Source organism: Kurthia populi, from assembly GCF_042686175.1.
GTDB classification, from domain to species: Bacteria; Bacillota; Bacilli; order Bacillales_A; family Planococcaceae; genus Kurthia; species Kurthia populi.
On sequence record NZ_JBHUOR010000139.1, the window covers coordinates 42,823 to 68,608 of the forward strand.

The 25,786-nt window shown below is 39.0% G+C and carries 22 protein-coding genes and 1 other annotated feature; all 22 genes read right to left on the reverse strand.

From position 1 onward, the window contains the following. Positions 1–55: 55 nt before the first annotated feature. Positions 56–253: a 50S ribosomal protein L35 gene (rpmI, locus tag ACFSY7_RS18270; protein WP_010288254.1), complete on the reverse strand. Its 198-nt coding sequence runs from the start codon at positions 251–253 to the stop codon at positions 56–58. 34 nt (positions 254–287) lie between these two features. After that, a complete protein-coding gene (gene infC / locus ACFSY7_RS18275; RefSeq protein ID WP_126989235.1) occupies positions 288–794 on the reverse strand; it encodes a translation initiation factor IF-3 in 507 nt (168 codons plus the stop codon). A 338-nt stretch (positions 795–1,132) separates the two neighbouring features. Then, positions 1,133–1,861, reverse strand: coding sequence for a glucosaminidase domain-containing protein (locus tag ACFSY7_RS18280; RefSeq protein ID WP_380149069.1), 729 nt, complete (start codon positions 1,859–1,861; stop codon positions 1,133–1,135). A 307-nt stretch (positions 1,862–2,168) separates the two neighbouring features. Then, positions 2,169–4,100 (reverse strand): threonine--tRNA ligase, encoded by a 1,932-nt coding sequence (thrS, locus tag ACFSY7_RS18285; RefSeq protein ID WP_380149070.1) that lies wholly within the window; start codon positions 4,098–4,100, stop codon positions 2,169–2,171. A gap of 80 nt (positions 4,101–4,180) precedes the next feature. After that, positions 4,181–4,415 (reverse strand) — a binding site (T-box leader). Positions 4,416–4,470: 55 nt separating this feature from the next. Beyond that, positions 4,471–5,403 carry a primosomal protein DnaI gene (gene dnaI, locus ACFSY7_RS18290; protein ID WP_380149071.1) on the reverse strand — a complete coding sequence of 311 codons (933 nt, stop codon included), beginning with the start codon at positions 5,401–5,403 and terminating at the stop codon, positions 4,471–4,473. 9 nt (positions 5,404–5,412) lie between these two features. Beyond that, positions 5,413–7,200 carry a DnaD domain protein gene (locus ACFSY7_RS18295; protein ID WP_380149072.1) on the reverse strand — a complete coding sequence of 596 codons (1,788 nt, stop codon included), beginning with the start codon at positions 7,198–7,200 and terminating at the stop codon, positions 5,413–5,415. A gap of 30 nt (positions 7,201–7,230) precedes the next feature. Beyond that, the gene (gene nrdR / locus ACFSY7_RS18300) at positions 7,231–7,716 is read right to left on the reverse strand and encodes a transcriptional regulator NrdR (protein ID WP_126989230.1); all 486 of its coding nucleotides are present in this window, start codon (positions 7,714–7,716) and stop codon (positions 7,231–7,233) included. Positions 7,717–7,905: 189 nt separating this feature from the next. After that, positions 7,906–8,925 carry a glyceraldehyde-3-phosphate dehydrogenase gene (locus tag ACFSY7_RS18305; RefSeq protein ID WP_126989229.1) on the reverse strand — a complete coding sequence of 340 codons (1,020 nt, stop codon included), beginning with the start codon at positions 8,923–8,925 and terminating at the stop codon, positions 7,906–7,908. Between the two features lie 149 nt (positions 8,926–9,074). After that, the gene (gene coaE, locus ACFSY7_RS18310; protein WP_380149074.1) at positions 9,075–9,677 is read right to left on the reverse strand and encodes a dephospho-CoA kinase; all 603 of its coding nucleotides are present in this window, start codon (positions 9,675–9,677) and stop codon (positions 9,075–9,077) included. Between the two features lie 11 nt (positions 9,678–9,688). After that, entirely contained in the window at positions 9,689–10,561 is an 873-nt protein-coding gene (gene mutM / locus ACFSY7_RS18315) for a bifunctional DNA-formamidopyrimidine glycosylase/DNA-(apurinic or apyrimidinic site) lyase (protein ID WP_380149075.1), read from the reverse strand. 11 nt (positions 10,562–10,572) lie between these two features. After that, on the reverse strand, positions 10,573–13,200 hold the full coding sequence (gene polA, locus ACFSY7_RS18320; RefSeq protein WP_380149076.1) for a DNA polymerase I: 2,628 nt from the start codon (positions 13,198–13,200) through the stop codon (positions 10,573–10,575). Positions 13,201–13,545: 345 nt separating this feature from the next. Beyond that, a complete protein-coding gene (gene pnpS / locus ACFSY7_RS18325; protein WP_380149077.1) occupies positions 13,546–15,009 on the reverse strand; it encodes a two-component system histidine kinase PnpS in 1,464 nt (487 codons plus the stop codon). Next, positions 15,009–15,716: a response regulator transcription factor gene (locus tag ACFSY7_RS18330; RefSeq protein WP_139992613.1), complete on the reverse strand. Its 708-nt coding sequence runs from the start codon at positions 15,714–15,716 to the stop codon at positions 15,009–15,011. Before ACFSY7_RS18330 ends, pnpS begins: the two co-directional genes overlap by 1 nt. A 49-nt stretch (positions 15,717–15,765) precedes the next feature. Next, a complete protein-coding gene (locus ACFSY7_RS18335; protein WP_380149078.1) occupies positions 15,766–16,206 on the reverse strand; it encodes a MaoC/PaaZ C-terminal domain-containing protein in 441 nt (146 codons plus the stop codon). Positions 16,207–16,348: 142 nt separating this feature from the next. Next, positions 16,349–17,287 (reverse strand): malate dehydrogenase, encoded by a 939-nt coding sequence (gene mdh / locus ACFSY7_RS18340; protein WP_126989222.1) that lies wholly within the window; start codon positions 17,285–17,287, stop codon positions 16,349–16,351. Positions 17,288–17,374: 87 nt separating this feature from the next. Then, the gene (gene icd, locus ACFSY7_RS18345) at positions 17,375–18,637 is read right to left on the reverse strand and encodes an NADP-dependent isocitrate dehydrogenase (protein WP_029499445.1); all 1,263 of its coding nucleotides are present in this window, start codon (positions 18,635–18,637) and stop codon (positions 17,375–17,377) included. A 132-nt stretch (positions 18,638–18,769) separates the two neighbouring features. Further along, the gene (gene citZ, locus ACFSY7_RS18350) at positions 18,770–19,885 is read right to left on the reverse strand and encodes a citrate synthase (RefSeq protein WP_126989220.1); all 1,116 of its coding nucleotides are present in this window, start codon (positions 19,883–19,885) and stop codon (positions 18,770–18,772) included. Between the two features lie 445 nt (positions 19,886–20,330). Continuing rightward, positions 20,331–22,088: a pyruvate kinase gene (gene pyk / locus ACFSY7_RS18355; RefSeq protein ID WP_380149079.1), complete on the reverse strand. Its 1,758-nt coding sequence runs from the start codon at positions 22,086–22,088 to the stop codon at positions 20,331–20,333. A gap of 20 nt (positions 22,089–22,108) precedes the next feature. Then, the gene (gene pfkA, locus ACFSY7_RS18360; protein ID WP_126989218.1) at positions 22,109–23,065 is read right to left on the reverse strand and encodes a 6-phosphofructokinase; all 957 of its coding nucleotides are present in this window, start codon (positions 23,063–23,065) and stop codon (positions 22,109–22,111) included. 175 nt (positions 23,066–23,240) lie between these two features. Continuing rightward, positions 23,241–24,197 (reverse strand): acetyl-CoA carboxylase carboxyl transferase subunit alpha, encoded by a 957-nt coding sequence (gene accA, locus ACFSY7_RS18365; RefSeq protein WP_139992623.1) that lies wholly within the window; start codon positions 24,195–24,197, stop codon positions 23,241–23,243. Continuing rightward, positions 24,190–25,053: an acetyl-CoA carboxylase, carboxyltransferase subunit beta gene (accD, locus tag ACFSY7_RS18370; RefSeq protein ID WP_380149080.1), complete on the reverse strand. Its 864-nt coding sequence runs from the start codon at positions 25,051–25,053 to the stop codon at positions 24,190–24,192. The genes accA and accD overlap by 8 nt, the downstream gene beginning before the upstream one ends. A 3-nt stretch (positions 25,054–25,056) precedes the next feature. Further along, the gene (locus ACFSY7_RS18375) at positions 25,057–25,701 is read right to left on the reverse strand and encodes a FadR/GntR family transcriptional regulator (protein WP_139992627.1); all 645 of its coding nucleotides are present in this window, start codon (positions 25,699–25,701) and stop codon (positions 25,057–25,059) included. Positions 25,702–25,786 lie beyond the last annotated feature (85 nt).

Below are 25,786 nucleotides of genomic sequence, written 5' to 3' on the forward strand. Positions count from 1 at the left end.
CTCTATGTAAGATGAATATTCTATATTTTTTATGTTGTTTGAACGATCTAAATGATTATTTGTAAGCTAATAAAGATTTGATACGTTTGTAGTCGCCTGCTGATACGATACCAGCTTTACGTAGGTGACGTTTTTGTTTTGTAGATTTGTTTGCGAATAAGTGGCTTCCGTAAGCACGGTCAAATTTTAATTTACCGCTACCAGTTTTTTTGAAACGTTTAGCAGCGCCACGGTGAGTTTTCATTTTTGGCATTTCGAATTCCTCCTAAGCTTGTTCAACTAAAAAGTTATTTTTTTTCGTTCTTAGGTTGTAATACTAAGAACATGCTGCGACCTTCCATTTTCGCACGTTGTTCAACGGTTGCTACTTCTTTACAGTCTTCAGCGAAACGGTCTAATACACGTTGACCGATTTCTTTGTGCGTAATTGCACGACCTTTAAAGCGAATAGACGCTTTAACTTTGTCTCCTTTTTCAAGGAATTTAATCCCGTTACGTAATTTTGTTTGATAATCGTGTTCATCGATAGTAGGACTTAAACGTACTTCTTTTAATACGATTACTTTTTGGTTTTTACGTACTTCGCGATCTTTCTTTTGTTGTTCGAATTTGAACTTACCATGGTCCATAATACGAGCAACCGGTGGCTTAGCTTGTGGAGCCACAAGGACTAAATCCAAGTTTGCACGTTCTGCAATTTTCAAAGCATCATTACGTGTTTTAACTCCTAGCTGTTCACCATTTTGGTCGATAACACGAAGTTCACGGGCACGGATACCGTCGTTTACATACATGTCTTTGCTAATGATAATCCACCTCCAAGTAGTGTCGCGAATACAGTGTTTGGGCTTGATTGCCCGAAAATCGGTCGGTATTTCGATGTCCACAAAAAAAGGCGGACATAGTCGAAATTCGAAATGTCCGCCCGCAATATATATGTTCATGCGAAATGCGCATGTGCGATTTGTTTTCATAACCCGCTCGTACTAATTAAAGACGAGAACTAGGTGAGAAGCGGGCAGCCTCTTCTTAACCTCAAACTATTGTATTCATTAACCTCACTTATATTATCACATAGAAAAAGGGGTGTCAAACTTATTTTCAATAAAAGTTTCACATCCCTTTTTTTCTACTATTTAATAACTAATCGTTTCCCCGCTACTAAATGATTGGTATTCGCTAAGCCGCTTCTAGCTGCAATGGTACGTTCTGGCACACCATATTTCACCGCAATACTCGATAATGTCTCACCAGCACGAACTGTATGTGTAACACGGCCTGATGTTGAAGTAGATTTCACCTTGTAGCTTACTTTCGTTGTTTTCGCTTGCTTTGTATCATAACGTGTTAAGCCATATTGTGCAATAATGGCATTTAATTTCGAGCTATAATAACGGTCTGTTGCATAAACCCCTTGTAGTGCACGCGTTGCTTGGCGGTAGTTTGATGTATTTGATACCCAAGCGACGCTTAAGTGGCTGCCTTGCATCACTTTCGTGTAATCAACCATTGATGCCCATTTAGACGGATATGAACGGAAATGATCTTTAATTGTTACGAGCTTCTTCCCTTTTTGCTCCTGTGTTTTAAGCACAATTGATTTACCGCCATAACTACCTTTGACACCAAATAAATTATTTGCTGATTGCGTTAGTCCACTCGTACCGTAATTACTTTCTAAAGCCATTTGCGCAATCATAACAGATGGATATAAATTCATTTGATTCGCAAGTGTTTGGGCACTGCCAGCATATGTATAAACAAAATCTGATTTATAATCTGCATGTGCGTCCATTACTCCCGCTGATAATATTCCTGTAAAAGCCACAGCGGTAGCGGCTCGTTTCCACATTTTTTTCATAAAATCCCTCTTTCAATTAAATTCTGTACTTTATCTATATCCTTCTACATTCCTCTATTTTCACAAAAATATGTACAAACAAACCATAAATCATACATTTGTATTATTTTTTATGTAAATGTTACAAATGACATCAAAAAAAGCAGAAAAAATCGCATAAAAGAAAGAGGCTTTGACATATGTGTAAAAACAACCGCTTCTATGAGCATAAAAAAACCGGAATCGCGCTGGGGCGCGGTTCCGGTTTTTCGTTGCGAATGCTAAAAAGGAAAATGACGTGTTTTGTCACAGTCTCTTTTTATAAAATTTAGCGATTTGCTTCTGCCACTAATTTTTCTAAGAACTCAGCAAACGCTACTGTTTCAGAATCTTTAGAGCCATATTTACGTACGTTTACGCTGTCAGATTCTACTTCTTTATCCCCTAGTACTAACATGTACGGAATTTTTTTCATTTGTGCTTCACGGATTTTATAACCAAGTTTTTCTTCACGGTAATCCATTTCTACGCGAATACCAGCAGCTTGAAGTTGTTCTTCTACTTTTTTCGCGTAGTCGAAGTGAACGTCATTTGATACTGGGATTACTTGAACTTGTACAGGAGCTAACCAAGTTGGGAATGCACCTTTGTATTCTTCGATTAAGAAGGCTACGAAACGTTCCATTGTTGATACAACACCACGGTGAATAACAACTGGACGGTGTAATTCACCATCTGTACCTACATAGCCAAGGTCGAAGCGTTCTGGTAATAAGAAGTCAAGTTGTACTGTAGATAATGTTTCTTGTTTACCAATCGCTGTTTTTACTTGAACGTCTAATTTTGGACCATAGAACGCTGCTTCGCCTTCAGCTTCGTAGTAATCTAAGCCAAGGTCATCCATTGCTTCTTTTAACATGCTTTGTGCTTTTTCCCACATCGCATCGTCATCGAAGTATTTTTCAGTATCTTGAGGGTCACGGTAAGATAAACGGAATTCGTAGTCATTTAAATCAAAGTCTTTATAAACAGCTAAGATTAATTCAACTACTTTTTTGAATTCTTCTTTAATTTGATCCGGACGTACGAAAAGGTGGGCATCGTTTAAAGTCATCCCACGTACACGTTGTAACCCTGAGACAGCACCTGACATTTCATAACGGTGCATCATACCAAGCTCTGCGATACGAAGTGGTAAGTCACGGTATGAGCGCATTGCTGATTTGTATACCATCATATGGTGAGGGCAGTTCATTGGACGTAATACTAATGTTTCGTTATCCATTTCCATTGGTGGGAACATATCTTCTTGGTAGTGATCCCAGTGACCAGAAGTTACGTATAAATCTTTAGAGCCCATTACTGGAGTGTAAACATGTTTGTAGCCTAGTGAAACTTCTTTATCAACGATGTAGCGTTCAATTGTACGACGGATTGTTGCGCCGTTTGGTAACCATAATGGTAAACCTTGACCTACTAATTTATTGGTAGTGAATAATTCTAATTCTTTACCTAGTTTACGGTGGTCACGTTCTTTTGCTTCTTCAAGCATTTGAAGATGTGCTTTTAAATCTTTTTTATCGAAGAATGCAGTACCGTATACACGTTGTAACATTTTGTTTTTAGAATCTCCGCGCCAGTATGCACCTGCTACTGATAATAATTTGAATTCTTTAATTTTACCTGTTGATGGTACGTGGATACCGCGGCAAAGGTCGAAGAATTCGCCTTGTGAATAGATTGATACTTGTTCGTCTTCAGGAATTGCTTCAAGAAGTTCTAATTTATATTCATCATCAATTTCTTCAAATTTCGCTTGTGCGTCTGCACGAGATACGTCATGACGTACGATATCTAAGTTTTCTGCAACGATGCGTTTCATTTCTTTTTCAATTGCCGGGAAATCTTCCGCAGTAATTGGTGTTTCAGAATCAACATCATAGTAGAAACCATTTTCAATTGTTGGTCCGATACCTAATTTAATGCCAGGATATAGACGTTTTAATGCTTGCGCTAAAAGGTGCGCAGTTGAGTGACGCATAACATCAAGTGATTCGTCATCTTGCTGTGTTAAGATGGCGATTGTACCGTCTTTTTCAAGTGGTGTTTTTGTATCAACTAGTTCTCCGTTGAATTTACCAACAAGTGCTTTTTTGCGTAATCCTGGGCTAATTGCCGCTGCTACTGAATCTGTAGTGATCCCTTTTTCAAACTCTTTTACAGAGCCATCAGGGAATGTTAAGTTAATCATGTCTGCCATTTTAAAATTCTCTCCTTTGGTATGTTTCGAGCGCTCTAGGCCACAAGCTGGAGATTTTTTGCATAAAAAAATCCCGTCCGCAAAGGGACGAGATGTATACTCGTGGTTCCACCCTTCTTCCTTCCATGTACCCACTGGTGGCGTACAAAGACGAAGCTCTCGATCGGCTAACGGGCCGCTACCGTCGACAATTACTCATACTTCACTGCCGCTGCTCCAAGGTGGTAAATCATTTGCCGTACTAAGAAGCTCGCACCTAATACTTCTCTCTCTGAAAGTCGTACAAATCATTGTTGTCCTTTTCGTTGCATTTATTCATTTTATGAAACAAATTATATACGTTTTTTTATAAAACTTCAAGAGGTGATGATTAAAAGCTACGACGATTTTCACCTGTCATATCAACAGATTTTGTAATTGTGCGAATACGCTCCATAATTCGGCCTGCTTTGACAGGGTCAATATCCCCTTTTGTTCGTGCCAAATGCTGCTCAAGCTCTTCATAATTTAAATTCGATGAAATAAATGTAGGCAGGCTCTCCGCCATACGATAATGGAGAATCGTTCCCAAAATTTCATCACGCGTCCACGCTGTTAATGTTTCCGCACCTAAATCATCTAGCATTAAAACAGGTGCTTTTTTCACGAAATCAATCTTTTCTTCTAACGAATTTTCACCAATTGCACTTTTTAGCTCACGTAAAAATTCTGGCACATACACTAAAATCGTACGTACTTGCATCGATGCAAGCTCATTTGCAATCGCTGCTAGCACAAAGGATTTTCCGACACCAAAACTCCCGTGCAAATAAAGGCCAATATGTGGCAAATGCTCCGGATCTTTTTTCGTTTGGCTAATAAAGGCCATTGCTTCTTTATACGCATTAAGCCGCTGTTCACTATCAACTTTAATATCTTCAAGTGTCGCCTTCATTACTTCACGAGGCATGTGCATACTCGAAATCATTGAAGCCATTTTACGACGGTCATCCTCTATGCGTTTCGTCTCACATGGTACATACTCTAAATCGATATTGCCACGTTCTACAATTAGTTGCGGTACAAGGCCATTAATTGGATTTTTACACAGCGCCACCGACTCACATTGACTACAGTCATGTTGTTGTGATGTGTATTCAAATAACTTATTCATACCACGTTCTATTGTTGTTTTTGATAACTGATGTTGCTGAATAAACGCCTGAATCGCTGGATGTGCCAGCACACCTTGTTGCATCTTCGCTAAACGTTCTTCAAATGCGCCATCCATTTTCTTTTGGATTTGATTTTTTATCGGTTCCACGGCGTTCACCTACCCTTCATCAAGGCCGAGTTCTTCTAATATTTTCCGACGTTCCGCCTCAAAATCTTTTTCGGTCGTTTGTTCAGATTGTTCTTCCACATGTTTTTTATGCTGACCATCTTTAAACCAGCCCGGTAGTTTTGTTTCATCTACTTGTGGTTGTTTCGTATAGGATGTTTTATAATATTTCGTTGATTTTGATTGCTGGTACGCCTTTGCATAATCAAGTGCTGCTTCAGCAGTCGCAATATTTTCCTTACGCCAGCTCCCTGCAATGGCCTCTAAGAAATTCAGATTAATTGAATTCGTGCTCACAAAATAAGCGTAATGAATCAATGCATTAAACACTTCTTGCGGCATATCAAATGATTCCAACGCTTTTTGAATCACTTTTACATCATTAGAAAATGGTTCTTTACCGTCATTCAACATTTGAAGGAAGGTCATGGGCTCTGTTTGCTCAAAAAGCTCAATCGCTTTTGTTTTCAATTCATTTTCTGAATACGCATCATCTTTTGCCAATTCGATTTGATAAAAAGCGCCCGCTGCAGCACGCAGCACTTTATATTGTTTATGCATCGCATCACTTGCTACTAATGTCTTCGGCTCTTCCTTCACTTGCTTTTTATGCTCAAAGTCACGTGCCATCTTCATCGCTTCTTCTGCTGTTTCAGCACCTGAGTAGCGCCAAGCACTCGCGATTGCATGCATATAATTTTTATTCAAGCGACCATTATTTCGTAAGCACGTATAATGAATCAATACATTCACGACAGGCATTGGCATATCATACGACATAACTAATTCTTCTACTAACTCAATATCTTTTGGAAAAGGTGGTCTATCTCCTGCAAGCGCACTTAGCGTTTCAATTGGTGACAATGCATTGAAGTTTTCAATCACGCCATCCTTTTTCGTCTTACTTTCTTTTTGTGGCTCTTCAGTTTGTATCTTTTCTTCCACCTTCACAAATTTTTTCATTGTCGGTGGCTCTGTAGAAATCGTCATCTTATAATAGCCGGATGCTGATTTTTTTAATTTTGCTTCATTAATGTGCATCGTTTCATCTAAAGCCATCATAATAATTTGCTGCATATCTTTCGGTGATAAATGATATAAAAAGGCCGTTTTTGCAATTAGCACTTTCATTTCCGGTGTCAAAACAGACTGCGGCACTAATTGCTCTGACAATCCTTGACGTAGTGCCTCAAAGTCAAAATCATGTGTATCAAATGGGATGTCTTTTGGCTTCTCTACACCTGTAGACATCTGCAAGTCATTTGGTGGCATATGTTGCTGCACCGGCTGATAGACATCCATAAATGAGCGCGACACATCACTATAACCTGCCGTTGTCGACCCTTTCACAATAAAGCGCTGTCTTAATAAACGATACGCATGCTCCCCAATCTTGCTATATAAAAACATCGATAAAATAGGGTCATCAAAAAATAATTTCGCATCAAGCGGTGGCATGACATCATAAATAAAGGATCGCATCGTATCTTCCTCACGACGCCAGCTACGTAATAATCCTATCGCTTCTAATGCAATACGTGATTCAAACACTTGTGCAATCGGCATATCAAGTGCATTCATTAAATGATAATGCGATAGATTTGTTTCGATCATATCCTCACCCTCAGCCCATAGCATAAAATATAAGCTAACAGCATCGGGACCGATTAATGGTTGATAAAGTAATGTAATTAATTTTCGTTCATAGCTTGATAATGGGAAAGGAATACGAATCGACAGTCGGTCTACTGGCTGTAATTCTCGATATAAATTTACCACTGTAATGCGCCTCCTTATTGCCCTTGTTTACTATTCATCATTCGATTGCTCTTTTTCCTTCGTTTGCTTTTCCAGCAAATCACGCATTTCCTCCAAGAACACCGAAATATCTTTAAATTGACGATAAACAGATGCAAAACGCACATAAGATACCTCATCAATTTTTGCAAGGCGCTCCATAACCATTTCCCCAACATCTTCTGATTTTACTTCTGCATTACCTTGTCGTCGTAATTCTTTTTCAATATTAAAAACAATTTCTTCGAGTACAGACAATGCAACCGGGCGCTTCTCACACGCGCGAATTAACCCTCGTAGCACTTTTTCATGGCTAAATTCTTCACGAGAACCATCTTTTTTCACAACGATCAATGGCATTTCTTCTACTTTTTCAAATGTTGTAAAACGGAAGCCACATGATTCGCATTCACGACGGCGGCGAATTGCCTTATTGTCATCTACAGGGCGACTATCAATTACTTTTGTTCCGTTATATTGACACGTTGGACATCTCATAGTTTTCTACTCTCCTGATATATATCTTATAGTTTACTTATTATATCAAAAAACCACATTAAAAATCGAATAGATGTCGTTATTTCTAAAGAAAAGTCTGACTTTCTTCCGTTTTAAAACGCAAAAAGACCGAGTGGCATTCTCGGTCTTTTTCAATACATATGAATTAGGATTTTTTTAGGGTTTAAATTAAGCGTTAACTGCTGTTGCTAAACCAGCGATTACTTTTTTCGTTAAATCAACAACACGTGAAGAATAACCCCACTCATTGTCATACCATGCAAGTACTTTTACCTTTTTATCGCCCATAACCATGGTTGTTAGGCCATCAATTGTTGCTGATGCAGGATTTGTGTTGAAGTCGCTTGATACAAGTGGCTCTTCTGTGTAATCTAAGATACCTTTTAATGCGCCTTGAGAAGCTTTCTTGAATGCATTATTTACTTGTTCAACCGTTACTGTTTCATTTAAATCAACAACTAAATCTACTAATGACACATTCGGTGTTGGAACGCGTAAAGCCATACCATGTAATTTACCTTGTAATTCCGGTAATACAAGTGTTAATGCTTTTGCAGCACCTGTAGAAGTTGGAATGATTGATTCTGCGCAAGAACGTGCACGACGTAAATCTTTATGTGGGTTATCGATATTTTTTTGATCATTTGTGTATGAGTGCACAGTTGTCATTAAACCGTTGTCGATACCAAATGTGTCATTTAAGACTTTTGCTACTGGCGCTAAGCAGTTTGTTGTGCATGATGCATTTGAAATGACATCATGTTTTGATAAATCTAATTTATCATCATTTACACCCATCACAATTGTTACGTCTTCATTTTTACCAGGTGCTGTTAAGATTACTTTTTTTGCACCGGCTTCTAAATGCTGTGCAGCTTTTGAACGTTCATTGAATTTACCAGTTGCTTCGATCACGATATCTACGTTCATTTCTTTCCAAGGTAATAAAAGTGGGTTACGCTCAGCTACTAATTGTATGCGCTTACCATTTACAACTAAGAAATCTTCACCGGCTTCAACAGAACCATCGAAACGACCATGTGTCGTGTCATATTTAATTAAGTGAGCTAAAGTTTCTGAAGGATAGCTAGCATTGATTGCTACAATATTTAAATCCTCTGCCATAGCCTTTCTAAATACCATACGACCGATGCGGCCAAATCCGTTAATCGCAATTGAAACTGTCATTATATAAATCCTCCTATGTGGTTGTGTTTGAATTGAACATCTTATTTGCAATTAGTATAGCACATTAAACGAAAAGGAAAACCTTTTTTCACTTAAAATTTAAAGATTTTATTTTCTGACAATTTAATAAACAAAAAAACAAGAGCTTTTTACAGCTCTTGTAGAACACCCCATTTTTTTAAAATATAATGTAATTGTTCTTTTGTTGAGGCAACCGAATCATTGTTATAAATGACCGCATCTGCTCCTTTTTCTTTTACTGAAATCGGCAGTTGTGAGCTAATGCGTGCGCGTGCCTCTTGCTCGGTTAAATCATTTCGAGCCATCAAGCGTTTTAATTGATTTTCCTCTGAAACAGAAACGACAAGAATATTCTCGACATAACTTTGAAGACCACTTTCAAACAATAACGGAATATCCATAACAACGTGTGGATGCCCGTCAGACAAGTGTTTGTCGCGTTGTCGAAGCATTTCTTTTCGAATCGCCGGATGAATAATCTCATTCAATTGTTTTCGCTTTGTTGGGTCATGAAAAATCAAATCTCCTACTTTTTTACGATTCATATGGCCATCTTCTAAAATGACATCGTCGCCAAACTGAGCCGCAATTTGCTGTAATGTTTCACGACCTGGTTCGACTACAACACGTGCGACTTTATCCGCATCAACGATTGGAATATTTAAATCTGCAAACATTTTTGCGACCGTACTTTTTCCACTTGCAATACTTCCTGTTAAACCGATAATCATTTTTCTTCCCCCTAGCGTTGACAGTTTGGACAATAAAAGGAGTTTCGTCCAGCGATAATTTGTTGCGCTGTATTAGTATGACACATTGGGCATTTTTTCATCCCATACATTTGCAAATGGTGTTGCATGCCTCCTGCTTCACCGTTAATATTTCGATAATCTGAGATAGAAGAGCCACCAAATGCAATGCTTTCTGTCAAAACTGCAACAATTTCTTGAAATAACTGTCGTAATTGGGCTTTATCTATTTGGGACACTTTTCGTCCCGGATGTATTTTTGTTCTAAATAGTGCTTCGGTTGCGTAGATATTCCCACAGCCGCTTACGACTTGTCCGTCCATAATAACAGCTTTGATGGCTTTATTATTGTACTTTCTCTGCGTACATTTTTCTAGAAAATAATCCATTGCAACGTCGTCAAACGGTTCAGGTGCCATTGCAAGTAGCGGCGGATAATCCGCAACTTCTCGCAATAAGCGTAATTCGCCAAAGCGACGAATATCCGCATAAATTAACCATTCTTCCGCTGCTAACTGCCACATCACATGCATATGCTTGTGAAATTTCCCTTCTATCACATCATCCGGATGTGCAACATGAAACCATGCTCCTGACATCCCTAAATGATTGACGATTAATTGTTGTCCGCCGTTTTTCGACATCGTAAAGAAAATATATTTTGCATGTCGTTCAATATGTTCAATCGTCATTCCTTCTACTGCTGCAATAAATGCTTCTGGTGTTTGGCCTTTAATAATTGCTTCTTTTCCAGCCGCTTTTGATGCGTAAATAACCGGAGACACGATGACACGTTGAATTGTTTTATGTTCAACAGCTGGTTTCAGCATACGAACAACACCTTCTACTTCTGGTAATTCAGGCAAAATCTCTCCTCCTATTTCGCGTCGTACCATGTATTACCAGATGCAGCATCTGCTTTTAATGGTACTTTTAATTTAACAGCTGCTTCCATCACAGCTGGCACAAGCTCTTCTAAAATAGCTAATTCTTCAGGTGGTGCTTCAAAAATCAACTCATCATGTACTTGTAGAAGCATTTTTGCTTGTAAATTTTTCGCTTTTAGTGCAGCCGCCATATCAATCATTGCTTTTTTTATAATATCTGCTGCTGTCCCTTGGATTGGTGTATTCATTGCTGTACGTTCTGCAAAGCTACGTACATTAAAGTTACGGCTCTTTAAATCCGGTAAATAACGACGACGATTTAGTAGCGTTGTAACATAACCGTCCTTTTTCGCTTGTTCAACAATCGAGCTCATATAGCCCTGTACGCCTGGGTAACTTTCAAAATAGCGTTCAATAAATTCGGCCGCTTCTTTACGCGTAATACCCAAGTTTTGTGATAATCCATAATCACTGATACCGTATACAATACCAAAATTTACAGCTTTTGCTTGGCGACGCATATTTGATGTCACATCTTCTTTCGCTACACCAAACACATCCATTGCTGTTTTCGTATGAATATCTAAATCATGCTTGAAAGCATCGATTAAGTTCGCTTCATCTGCCATATCCGCTAATACACGTAATTCAATTTGTGAGTAATCGGCAGAAAACAACTTCCAGCCCTCATGACTTGGCACAAATGCTTGACGAATTTTACGCCCTTCCTCTAAGCGGACTGGAATGTTTTGCAAATTCGGGTCAATCGAGCTTAGACGCCCTGTAGCAGTTAATGCTTGCTGATAACGTGTATGAATTTTATGATCCTTTTCATGTACGACCTTTAATAAGCCTTCGATATACGTTGATTTTAACTTTCCAAGCTGACGAAACTCTAGAATGTAATCAATAATGTCATGCTCAGGTTGTAGCTTTTCAAGCACATCCGCTGCTGTTGAATAACCGGTTTTTGTTTTTTTAATAATAGGAAGTTCCAGTTTTTCAAATAGAACAACGCCTAGTTGTTTCGGTGAATTAATATTAAATTCTGTTCCTGCTAATGCGTAGATTTTTTGCTCAATCGCATCTAATTTTAATGTAAGCTCCTCACCCATTTCGATTAGACGTTGCTCATTTACAACAACCCCAGCACATTCCATGTCACATAAAATAAGTGCTAGTGGTAACTCAATCGTTTTGTATAATTCAAATTGCTCTTTATCTTGTAATGCTTTCTCAATCGTCGGAAGCGCATGCCAAACAGCTAATGCTTTACGTGCTACATGCTCTGCTAGTACGACTTGCTCTGGTATAGCACGTTTTGCGCCCTTACCATAGACTTGCTCCGCTACTTGCACATCATAATAGCCATAGCTTTTCGCAACCGTAGCCACATCGTCTAAGTTTTGACCTGCTTCATCAATATAGGCAGCTAATAGCATATCGGCTTTGACACCATTTAATGCGATACCAAAGCGGTGAAGTGCAGCTCGTTGTGCCTTCACATCATAAACATATTTTATTTTCGTATCATCTGCTAAATATGCTTTGACTACTTCAGATTGCTGTACCGCTTCAAATGGCATATAGTAAGAAGCTTCACCAGCCGTAAAACCAACACCTAAAATCGCACAGCTATGATAATGCTCATCCTCTAGCTCGACATGCACAGCCATTGTGTCCGTTAATTTATCCGTCATATCATCGACGATTTCCCACGCGATATCTTTTTTCTCTGTCGTTTCCTCAACAGCTAAATCACTTTTTTCAATTAATGATTTAAATGACAGCTCACGCCAAATACCAAATAACGCTTCTGTATCTGGTGCACTCCATGCCAAATCATCAATCGATAACTCAAGTGGTACATCACGGTTAATTGTCGCAAGCTCTTTACTCATTAAAGCTTGCTCCTCATTCGCCATAAGTTTCTCTTTTAATTTTGCACCTTTGACGTCCTCAAGATGTGCATAAACTTCTTCAACGGTCGGATGCTGCGTTAATAATTTAATAGCCGTTTTTTCACCCACCCCTGGGACACCTGGAATATTATCTGATGAATCGCCCATTAAGCCTTTCATATCAATAATTTGCAGCGGTGTTAAACCGTATTTTTCCTGAATATGTGCCGGTGTATAGTGCTCAATATCGGTCATGCCTTTACGCGTAATATAAACTGTTGTATTATCCGATGCTAATTGTGTTAAATCCTTATCACCTGAAATAATAATCGTTTCAAGGCCTTGTTCATCTGCTTGACGGCTCAATGTTCCAATAATATCATCCGCCTCATACATTTCTAATTCATAGCGCTTCATATTATACGCATCTAATAATTTTCGTAAATACGGGAATTGTTCTGACAGCTCAGGCGGTGTCTTTTGACGACCTCCTTTATAGTCTTTAAATGTGCTATGGCGGAATGTCGTTTTCCCTGCATCAAAGGCAACTAAAATGCGCGTTGGATTTTCTTCTCCTAAAATCTTTTGTAGCATCGTCGTAAAGCCATATACGGCATTTGTATGAATGCCTTGCTCATTTGTTAAAAGTGGTAACGCAAAAAATGCGCGATAGGCTAAACTGTTGCCATCTAATAATAGTAACTTTTCTTTTGTCATCGTTACATTCCCTTCCTAGTAAACTTATCTCTTCTATCTTACCATGCCAGCAACAAATCGTCGCACACACGTTCTTTTTAACGCAAAAAAAGACCGGTAGAAGTCTCGGTTACTTCTACCGGTCAAATGGTGAAAAAATAGCAGCCGTTCTCGTCACAGAACGCCCTCGTTTCTGTCCGTCTGCGATTTCGTCACGATTTTCGCCACACACAAGTAGCTCCAGACGCAAAATTACCAATTGGCAACAAGGGGATCGTCTGAATAAAAGGGAATTTGAAGGGGGCCTTCGCTATTTATAGTACCAATACTCTTTGAAGACTTTATAAACGAATTGTAAAGATATTGTTAAGATGGTATTTTCGGTAGCATAACACGCATCGTTGTACCCTGGCCTACTTCACTTTCAACCTGGATTTTACCGTGATGAATTTCAATTAAATGCTTCACAATCGCCAGGCCCAGACCTGTACCACCTGAATTTCGACTACGCGCACGATCAACACGATAAAAGCGTTCAAAGACGCGCGGAATTTCTTCTTTCGCAATCCCAATCCCTTCATCTTTCACTTCTAAAATGCCAAATTTCGAATTGTCACTTAGTCGCATCGTTATCGTCGTGTGCTCAGGCGAGTAGTTAATGGCATTAAATAATAAATTCACAATAACTTGCATCAAACGATTCGCATCACCTAATATAACAATGTCATCGGGTGCTTCAACCTGTAGTATCATTTCCTTTTCTTCAAGCTGCTGTGCAGACATCTCTGCTGCTCGCTTCACTAAATCATTCAAACTTGTCGGCAATAAATCTAGCTGAAAGCCATGTTTTTCAAGCTTCGAAAGCTCTAGTAAATCATTGACAAGCATTTGAAGACGATTGCTTTCCTGATTCATAATCTCAAGGAATGTTAGTAATGTTTCTTCATCCTTATATGCGCCGTCAAGCAATGTTTCGGAGAAGCCTTTCATCGACGTAATCGGTGTGCGTAATTCATGTGAGACATTGGCAACAAAATCTTTACGAACCTGTTCTAGCTTTTTAAGCTCTGTAATATCATGCATGACAATGACCACACCTAGCCAGTGCCCATGCTCCCCAATTACTGGCGCACCATACACTTCCATATGACGCATTCCACCATCAAGCGGAATCTGAATTTGTTGGCGATACGCTTCTTCTGTCATAAAGACATGGTCAACAAATTCTTCGAGCTCAAGTGGCATACCTAAATCCCGGAATACATGCTCAGTCACTTCATCATATTCTTTTTCAAATAGCTTTAAAAACACACGATTGACGACAGAAATATCGCCCTCGCGTCCAATCATAATCAACGAACTGCCCATATTTTCAATCAGTGTTTTCAAACGCTCTTGTTCAATCTCACGCGTCATCATCATATCTTGTAAATTTCGGGCTAGCACATTAATGGAGCTACTTAATGAAGCAGTCGGTGCTTCTGCAGATTCATAAGCACGCGCACGGTAATTTCCTTTTGCTAATTCTAAAGCTGTATTCGTCACATGGTCGACAGAAGACGTCACATTATGCAAAATACGATTGCTAAGTAGCATTAGTACAATAAATGCCACAATGAGCGCACCAATTAACACAAGCCAAAATGATAATGCATCATGGACTTGGCGATTAGTAGCCTGTGATAGCGCATCACTTGCAGAAAGGCGCTTTTCAATTGTCGTATCAATATAAGCAGGTAATAATTGACCGATACCAAAACCTAGGCTTGCTAACACAGCTGCGTACAAGAAACCAAACGCTGTTAGTAAGCGTACTCGCATTGATTTCATTATCCTTTGGGCTCCTCAAATTTATAGCCCAACCCACGAATCGTTTTAATAAATTTAGGCTTACGGCTGTTTTCTTCAATTTGATCACGCAAATGGCTAATATGTACATCTACAATACGTGTATCGCCCGCAAAATCATAGTGCCATACTGCACTTAGTAATTGGTCTCGCGTCAATACACGATTTTTATTATCTAACAAATAAACAAGTAACTCGAATTCTTTTGGCGTAAACTCTAATTCCTTACCATCTAATGTTGCTTCAAAGCGGTCTGGATAAACACTTAACGCACCAATATGATACGTCTTTTCACGTTCAACTTCTGTCGTTTGTTCCTGCACTTTTGAGCGACGTAGCACCGCTTTTACACGCGCTACTACTTCTCGTGGACTAAATGGCTTTGTCATATAATCATCCGCGCCTAATTCGAGTCCTAACACTTTATCAAACTCATCGTCTTTTGCTGTTAGCATAATAATCGGTGTACCAATTTTTTGAATGCGTAATTCTTTGCATACTTCCATACCATCTTTTTTAGGAAGCATTAAATCAAGCAAAATTAAATCAGGTAATTCTGCCACTGCTCTATTAAGACCCTCTTGTCCATCAAAAGCTTGAATGACTTCATAGCCTGCTTGTTTCAAGTTGTATTGTAATAATGTTGAAATTGCTAATTCGTCTTCTACTACTAAAATTTTATTTGTCATGTTTGTTTGCCTCCAAAATGTTCGTTTGAAACCCCCATCTCAAATTCACTCATTTAGGTGGTATTGCGATTACCGTTCCAGTCACAATTAATTCATCTGTCGATAGGTTACGTCCTTCAACATGAATCATAATTCCTTGAATCGATTCCCGCTTATCGATGACGTTTAAGACGATATGAATCGTTTCGTAATGATAGAGGATACCGGGAAACTGTAGTGCAAGCTCTATAATTCGCGAGCCTGGACCTGGTAAATATTTTGATATTGTTGACGTAATAATGCCATTTAATAGAACAGTCGGTACAATTGGACGTCCAAATTCCGTTCGACTTGCGTAATCATGTTGAATAAATAACGGATTGCTATCATTTGTTAATCCTAAATAGAGCAGTAATTGCTGGTCTTCAATTTTTTCTGTAATTTGAATAGAATCGCCAACCTCTACTTGATCAAATGTTTTACCAATGCGGTTATTTTTACCTAATAACATAGTATCCAGCCTCCTCTCTCCTACTCTGTTTTTATAGTATCAGTTATAGGATGAAAAATCGAGCACAAGTGTTGCATTACTTACTTTCTAACATTTAGGCCAACAAAAAAGGTCGAGCAGGCGGCCCAACCTTTTTTGCTATTTAATCTAATGCCTGCATAACATCTTTTACTGCATCTGCTGAATAATTCAATGCCTGCTGCTCTTCATCTGTCAGTGGTAGTTCAATGATTTCTTCGATGCCTTCTGCACCTAAAATTGTCGGTACACCTAAATAAATACCTGATTGTCCATATTCACCTTCTAAATAAGCAATTGTCGGTAAAATGCGGCGTTGGTCCTTCAAAATGGCTTCTGCCATTTCTACCATCGCGGCAGCAGGTGCATAGTAAGCAGAACCATTACCTAAGAGGTTAACAATTTCACCACCACCGACACGTGTACGTCGCACGATAGCGTCTAGTCGCTCTTTATCGATTAATAATTCCAGTGGTACACCACCGGCATAAGAATAACGAACAAGCGGTACCATCGTATCTCCGTGCCCACCTAAAACAAAGCCTGAAATATCTTTCACCGATATATTTAGCTCCTCTGCTACAAAGGTACGAAAACGAGCCGTATCTAAAATACCCGATTGTCCAATCACTCGGTTTTTAGGAAAACCAGATGCCTTATAAACCGTATAGGTCATCGCATCCACTGGATTCGTTAATACTAATAAAATGGCATTTGGCGAATAATTAGCCACTTCTTTTGCTACCGATTCCATGACACGTTGATTTGTTTTCACAAGGTCATCACGACTCATTCCCGGCTTACGAGCAATCCCTGCTGTAATGATGACAACATCTGAATCTGCTGTATCTTCATAATTAGCTGTTCCTGTTACTTGTGAATCAAAACTTAAAATTGGTGCAGCCTCTGCCATATCAAGCGCTTTTCCTTTTGTTGGATTTTCTGCTTGTGGAATATCGACTAGCACCACATCACCAAGTTCTTTTTGCGCTACTAAAAAAGCAGCTGTAGATCCGGTAAACCCGCTACCGATAATAGAAATCTTTTTACGTTTATGAGACATATTAAAATCCTCCTATTCTACAATAAAATGGTAATTGAGTATAAAAAAAGAGATGAAGCAAGCTTCACCTCTTATAACCCTTAAGGATTAAAGGTTTTTGATTAATTCGTCAGCGAATTCTGAGCATTTAACTTCAGTAGCGCCATCCATTAGACGTGCGAAGTCGTAAGTTACAACTTTAGAAGCGATTGTTTTTTCTACTGATGCTGTAATAGCGTCAGCAGCTTCTTGCCAGCCTAAGTGTTCAAGCATTAATACGCCTGAAAGTAATACTGATGATGGGTTAACTTTGTCTTGACCAGCATATTTTGGAGCAGTACCGTGAGTAGCTTCAAAGATAGCGTGACCAGTTACGTAGTTAATGTTAGCGCCTGGAGCGATACCAATACCACCAACTTGTGCAGCTAATGCATCAGAGATGTAGTCGCCGTTTAAGTTCATTGTAGCTACTACGTCGAACTCTTTAGGGCGAGTTAAGATTTGTTGTAAGAAGATATCAGCGATAGAATCTTTTACGATGATTTTGCCTTCAGCTTCAGCTTTAGCTTGTGCAGCGTTTGCAGCTTCAGTACCTTCAGCTTCAACGATTGCATCATATTGAGCCCAAGTGAATACTTTATCGCCGAATTCGTTTGCAGCTAAATCGTAACCCCATTGTTTGAATCCACCTTCAGTGAATTTCATGATGTTACCTTTGTGTACTAAAGTAACAGTTGGTTTGTTGTTATCGATTGCATAGTTGATAGCAGCGCGTACTAGACGTTCTGTACCTTCTTTAGAAACTGGTTTAATACCTAAACCTGAAGTTTCTGGGAAGCGAATTTTGTTAACACCTAGTTCAGTTTGTAAGAAGTTTAATAATTTCTTTTGTTCGTCTGAACCAGCTTTGTATTCGATACCAGCGTAGATATCTTCAGTGTTTTCACGGAAGATTACCATGTCAACGTCTTCTGGTTTTTTAACTGGAGAAGGAACACCTTCGAAGTGACGTACTGGACGTAAGCATACATATAAGTCAAGAGTTTGACGTAATGCTACGTTTAGTGAACGGATACCGCCACCGATTGGAGTTGTAAGAGGTCCTTTGATAGCGATTAAGTATTCGTTGATTTTGTCTAAAGTTTCTTGTGGTAACCATTCGCCTGTAGCGTTGAATGCTTTTTCACCAGCTAAAACTTCTAACCATTCGATTGATTTTTCGCCATTGTAAGCATTTTTAACAGCTGCGTCAATAACGCGTGAAGCTGCGTGCCAGATATCAGGACCGATACCGTCACCGATGATGAATGGGATTGTTGGGTTGTTCGGTACGTTTAACACACCGTTGTTTTCCATAGTAATTTTTGCCATGTAAATTGCGCCTCCTAAAGTTAATCATAATCATGGGCTTGGTCCAATAAGGAACAAGCCCACTGACTATTACATTATATCATACAGTTCTATTTGAAGCATTTCGCATTTGAGCGAAAATTCGCTAAGTTATTAGCGTTCTTCAACTGGAACGTACTTTTGTAAACCAGGTCCTACGTACTCAGCACGTGGACGGATTAAACGGTTGTTTGCATATTGTTCTAAAATATGTGCAGACCAACCAGCTGTACGTGATACAGCGAATACTGGTGTGAATAAATCATGTTCGATTTCTAATGAATCGTAAACTGATGCTGAGAAGAAGTCAACGTTTGCAGGTAAGTGTTTTTGTTCCCAGATCATGTCATGGATTTTCACTGACATATCGTAAAGTTCTGGTTTACCAGTTAATTTAGTAAGTTTTTCAGACATTTTACGTAAGTGTGGTGCACGAGGGTCACCAGAACGGTATACGCGGTGACCGAATCCCATGATTTTAACTTTGTTATCTAATTTATCTTGAATGTAAGATTCAACATTGTCTACTGAACCAATTTCAGATAACATTTTCATAACTTGCTCGTTAGCGCCACCGTGTAATGGACCTTTTAATGCGCCGATTGCAGCAGTGATACCTGAGTAAATATCAGATAAAGTAGCTACACATACGCGTGCAGTAAATGTTGACGCATTTAATTCGTGGTCAGCGTGAAGAACTAACGCTTTGTTGAATGCTTCGATTTCGATAGCTTCAGGTTCAGTACCTTTTAGCATGTATAAGAAGTTAGCTGCATAGCTAAGGTCTTTTTTAGGTGCAATTGGTTCTTGACCGTTACGCACACGTGCAAAAGTAGTAACTACTGTACCGATTTTCGCTTGTAAACGAATTGCTTTACGGTAGTTTGCTTCTGTTTCCATAACGTCTGCTTCTTTATCGAATGTTCCTAACATTGAAATCGCTGTACGTAGAGCAGCCATTGGATGCACTTGATCAAGTGGCATAGATTTGAATAAATCAACGATTGCAGTTGGGATTTCCATGTTGTCTGCTAATTGTTGTTTTAATTCTGCTAATTCTTGAGCATTTGGAAGACGAGTGTTCCAAAGTAAGAATACCACTTCTTCAAATGATGCATTTTCAGCTAAATCGTCGATGCTGTAACCAACGTATGTTAATTTATCATCAATGATTGAACTTACTTTTGTTTCTGCTGCTACGATACCTTCTAAACCTTTTGTTGATGCCATAGTAATATCGCTCCTATTCATATCATAAGTATTTGTAATAAATGTTCCCACTTATTACCCCAAAAAAATTATATGATTCTATAAGTAAATCGCTTACATGAATTATTATAATCAATTTTGACGGCTTTGTGAATTAAAACTAATCATTTAATAAATTTGGCGTTTTTAGTAGAGAAATACGATTTTTTCTAGAAAAAATCGTAAATTTCAAGATGGTTATATTAAACTTAAAAGGGTTTTAATGTAATTTTTTATATAAAAAGTAACTTTTCACACACTATATACCTTGCTTATTACGTCATCTATAAATGTTTTTATATGCTGTTATAAACATTATTGTTGCTCGATTGTCCACTTTTTTCCTAGTCGTTCTACGTTTAAAATCCAGCAAAAAAGCGAATGATCTTTTTTGACCATTCGCTTTTTTATTATAATATTTTGGTTGTTATAGAATACTTGAATACCCTTTGTAAATAACACCTGAAGTTGCATCCATAGAAATTTCTTGGCCCTGTTCAATAACAGTTGTTGCGTTCTTTACACCCACAATTACTGGTATACCTAATGATAAACCAACAACTGCTGCATGAGATGTTAAACCGCCCTCTTCTGTAATTAATCCAGCACATTTTTCAACTGCTGGCATCATTTCACGATCTGAACCAATTGTTACAATAATTCGACCAGTCGCATCTTCGGCTAAAGCTTCTGCTGCGTTTTTCACTACAAGTGCTTTACCGTTTGTTGCAGCACGACCAATCCCTTGACCTTTTGTGAGTTTATCGCCAATCATATGCACTTTCATTAAGTTCGTCGTACCCGCTTCACCAACTGGTACACCTGCTGTAATAACAACTAAATCACCATATTTTACAACATCACTTTCAAGTGCTTTCTGTACAGCTAATTCTAAGACTTCATCGGTAGACGTAACTTTTGGCGCTGTTAATGGTTGTACACCCCAAACAAGTGTCAATTGACGGCTCGTCACATCAGATGAAGTTACCGCAACAACTGGCACACCAGGACGATATTTCGCGATAGCACGTGCTGTTGCACCACTTTCTGTCGGCGCTAAAATAGCTGACACTTGTAAGTTTAATGATGTATACGCAACTGATTGTGCAATTGCTTCTGTCATTGTTGCACCATTTTGTTTGCTACGCGCACGTACGATTTCTTTGTGATTTAATGTATCTTCAATACGTGATGCAATTTTATGCATTGTTTGAACAGACTCTACAGGGTATAAACCAGCAGCTGTTTCACCAGATAGCATAATTGCATCTGTCCCATCTAAAATTGCATTTGCCACATCACTTGCTTCTGCACGTGTTGGACGAGGATTGCGTTGCATTGAATCTAACATTTGTGTTGCTGTAATGACTGGTTTCCCTAGTTTATTACATTTTTGAATCAAGCTTTTTTGCACGACTGGTACTTCTTCTGCAGGAATTTCTACACCTAAGTCGCCACGTGCTACCATTAAACCATCTGAAACTTTTAAGATGCCATCAATATTATCGACACCCTCTTGGTTTTCGATTTTTGGAATAATACGAATATGTGCATCGTGACGTTCTAATAATTCGCGAATTTCTAATACATCTGATGGACGACGAACGAATGAAGCTGCGATAAAATCAACGCCTTGTTCAATACCAAATTCGATATCTGCCGCATCTTTTTCTGTAATCCCTGGAAGTTGAACAGATACACCTGGTACGTTTACACCTTTTTTGTTTTTTAATGTTCCAGCATTTTCAACTGTTGTGTGAATTAAGCCTTTTTCTTTGTCAGTTCCTGTTACGTGTAATTCGATTAAACCATCGTCTAATAGAATGACAGAACCTTCGTGAACATCCTCAATTAATTTTTCATATGTGATTGAAAATACTTCTGTTGTGCCAAGCACTTCTGTCATTGAAATATCAATTGTTTGACCTGTTACAAGTTCAATCGCGTCATTTTCCATATTATTTGTACGAATTTCTGGACCCTTCGTATCTAATAAAATACCGACAATTTTGCCTGTTTCTTTTGCGGCTTGACGAATGGCTTGAATACGTGCCGCATGCTCCTCATGAGAACCATGTGAAAAGTTTAAACGTGCAACATTCATACCTGATTCAATTAAGCTTACTAACGTTTCATGTGATTCACTTGCTGGACCGATTGTACATACAATTTTTGTTTTTCTCATTCGTTGAACACTCCCGTAAGTTAGATGGATAATTCTTTTGATAATTTAAACATTGCTTGATCTAAATGATGTTCTGTTTCAAATACTTCTTTCAAGTCATAGTCTACCACCGCTTGATTACGAATACCAACGGCACGGCCTCCGACATTATTCATTAACACTTCTACCGCATGTGCACCCATCATGCTTGCTAACACACGGTCACGCGCTGTTGGTGAACCACCTCGTTGAATATGACCCAATACAGAAACTCGTGTATCAATACCTTTGTCCAATAGAATGTTTTTCAGTTCATTCGCTGACATAACACCCTCTGCCACGATAATAATACTATGTTTTTTACCACGTTCTTTACCACGTTGCAAACGTTTGACCATTTCATCAATATTTGTCGCTTCTTCAGGAACAAGAATGGTTTCTGCACCACCTGCTAAACCTGCCCATAAGGCGATATCTCCCGCGTCACGCCCCATTACTTCAATAACAAATGTTCGATCATGTGATGTAGCCGTATCTCGGATTTTATCAATTGCTTCAATGACTGTATTTAATGCTGTATCAAAACCAATCGTATAATCCGTGCCTCGAATATCATTATCAATCGTCCCTGGCACACCTACTGTAGGGAAACCTTTTTCACTCAGTGCTAATGCCCCGCGATAAGAGCCATCTCCACCGATTACGACAAGGCCTTCCATACCTGCTGCGCGCATACGCTCAATTGCTTGCAGTTGCGCTTCGTCTTCTTTAAATTCCAATGACCTAGCAGAATGAAGCATCGTACCACCGCGTTGGATAATATCCCCAACATCACCGATTTCAAGTAGTTTAAATTCGCCTTCCATCAATCCTTGGTAGCCCTGGTAAACACCAACGACTTCCATTTCATGATAAATTGCTTTACGAACAACTGCACGTACGGCTGCATTCATACCTGGTGAATCGCCACCACTTGTTAAAACACCAATTTTCTTCATAGGATGACCTCCTAATAGTCAGTTAAAACAAAGATGGGCTGAACATAGCAGTTTGCTATGACTCAGCCGAATCATTCATCGAGATAATTAGAGCTTATACGAGAAATATCTCGTATGAGGTCTAACATCTCTCTCTATGTTCTATCATACCGATTTCTTGTCAGTTTGGAAATAATTATTGTGTAAAAATACCGATTTCTCGATATTTTTTATATCGGTCCTCAATTAATTCTTCTTTTGAAAGCGCTAACAGCTCTGTTAAGGACTTTTCGAGCGTTTCTTTCACAAATGTAGCTTGCTGTTTCGGGTCTTTTTGTGCCCCACCTAATACTTCTGGAATAATTTCATCGATAATATGCATATCTTTTAAATCGGGCGCTGTAATACGCATTGCCTCTGCGGCTTGCTGTGCCTTTGAACCATCACGCCACAAAATAGAAGCTGCCCCCTCTGGTGAAATAACAGAAAATGTTGAATTCGTCAACATATGCAGACGGTTGGCAACACCTAATGCTAGTGCGCCACCACTTCCCCCTTCACCAATGACAATACTAATTACCGGTACAGTTAAGCCCGCCATTTCGACTAAATTACGTGCAATTGCTTCACTTTGCCCACGCATTTCAGCTTGACTACCTGGATAAGCGCCTTTTGTATCAATAAAGCACACAATTGGACGATTAAATTTCTCTGCTTGTTTCATTAAGCGTAGTGCTTTGCGATAGCCTTCTGGGTGTGGCATCCCAAAGTTACGACGGACATTTTCTTTTGTATCACGGCCACGTTGATGACCAATAATTGTAACAGGCACATCGTTCAATGACGCAATCCCACTAACGATTGCTGCATCATCGCCAAACTGACGATCACCATGTAGCTCAATGAAATCATCAAAAATAAATTCCACATACTCAAGCGTTGTTGGACGATCTGCCATACGTGCTACTTGCACACGGTCCCAAGGTTTTAAGTTTGTGTAAATATTTTTCTCAAGAACGCTGAAGCGCTGTTCTAGCTGTGCAATCTCTTCGCTAAAATCTAGCGCTTCTGTTGTCGTTAATTTTTTTAATTCATCAATTTTGGCACGTAGCTCAATTAATGGTTTTTCAAATGATAACGGTTGCTTAGCCATGATGTGCTGCCCCTTTCGTATGTAATTTCACAAATGTGCTTAATGTTTGACGCATATTTTTACGTTCGATAATGGCATCTAGTTGGCCATGCTCTAATAAAAACTCTGCTGTTTGGAAATCATCTGGTAATTTCTCGCGTACCGTTTGTTCAATCACTCGACGACCTGCAAAGCCAATTAAAGCTTGTGGTTCTGCTAAATTGATATCTCCTACTGATGCAAAACTTGCTGACACACCACCTGTTGTTGGATGCGTCATTACTGAAATAAATAATAATCCTTTATCCGCATGACGTTTAAGCGCAACACTTGTTTTTGCCATTTGCATTAATGACAATACCCCTTCTTGCATACGTGCGCCACCACTTGCTGTGAAAATAATAAACGGTACCCCAAGTTCCGTTGCTGTTTCCACTGCACGTGTAATTTTCTCCCCTACAACTGATCCCATCGATCCCATGCGAAAATGAGCATCCATTACAGCAACGACTACTTGTTCGCCGCCAATTCTACCTTTTCCTGTAACAATCGCTTCTGTTAAGCCTGTTTTTTGTTGATCAACTTTTACTTTTTCAAGATAACCCGGAAATTCTAATGGATTGGCTGAATCTAACGCAGCATCTAACTCCACAAATGAGCCTTCATCTAGCGTAATTGCCAAGCGATCTTGTGCATGCATTTTATGATGATGGCCACAACGGTCGCATACCCCAAATACTTCCGTAAAATCTGCTTTTTTCATTACATGATTACATTTTTCACAGTTTAACAAATCTTCCGTTAAACGCGCGTCATCATGCGGCATTGCAAAATGTTTTTTCTTTTTGCCTTTTTTAAAAATCTCTCGAATATTCATAAACTATCGCTCCTTCGCTAATGTGTCTACCCATTCCTCATACGCTTCAAGCGCTAAGGCAGGTTGGCCCATTCGTAAATTGCTTAAAAATCGCTCTAAATGAACTTTTTCGTTCTCCGTCGTAGTACCTTGATACGGACGAAGTGCATATTGATTTAGCAATAACCAAATTTTATAAACAAGACGATTGTTCGTCGCCACAATCATTTCGCGAATAATATCTTCACGCATGACCGTTTGACCTTCGATTACATTATGTAAAAGACTTTCCCATACCGGCGATTTACATAGGTTTTCATCCAGCGCTACCATACAAATAGCATCACGCTCTAAAATGCGCTGTGTTGAAAAAACATAACCACTTTCAGCTTCATCTGGCAAAATAAACTGTGCAAGCACTTCAACAAGTTGGTGATTACGATAATCCGATAAATAGGTGCCTCCACCCTGGCGCGTTTGAATTAAGCCAAGTAATTCCATACTACGCAGTGCCTCACGAACCGACGAACGCCCCACACCTAGTCGTTCCGCTAACACACGCTCTGAAGGTAATTTATCACCTGGTTTAATTCCTTCTTCTTGAATAATTCCTTTTAAGTCATTCACTGTTTCAATAAACACTTTTGATTTTGATTGATTTTCTGTCATCCCGATCTCTCCTTAGCAAATAGCTAACAAAAGTGGTCTGACCACTTTTTATTAGCATACCGAAAAATATTCCATTCGTAAAGAA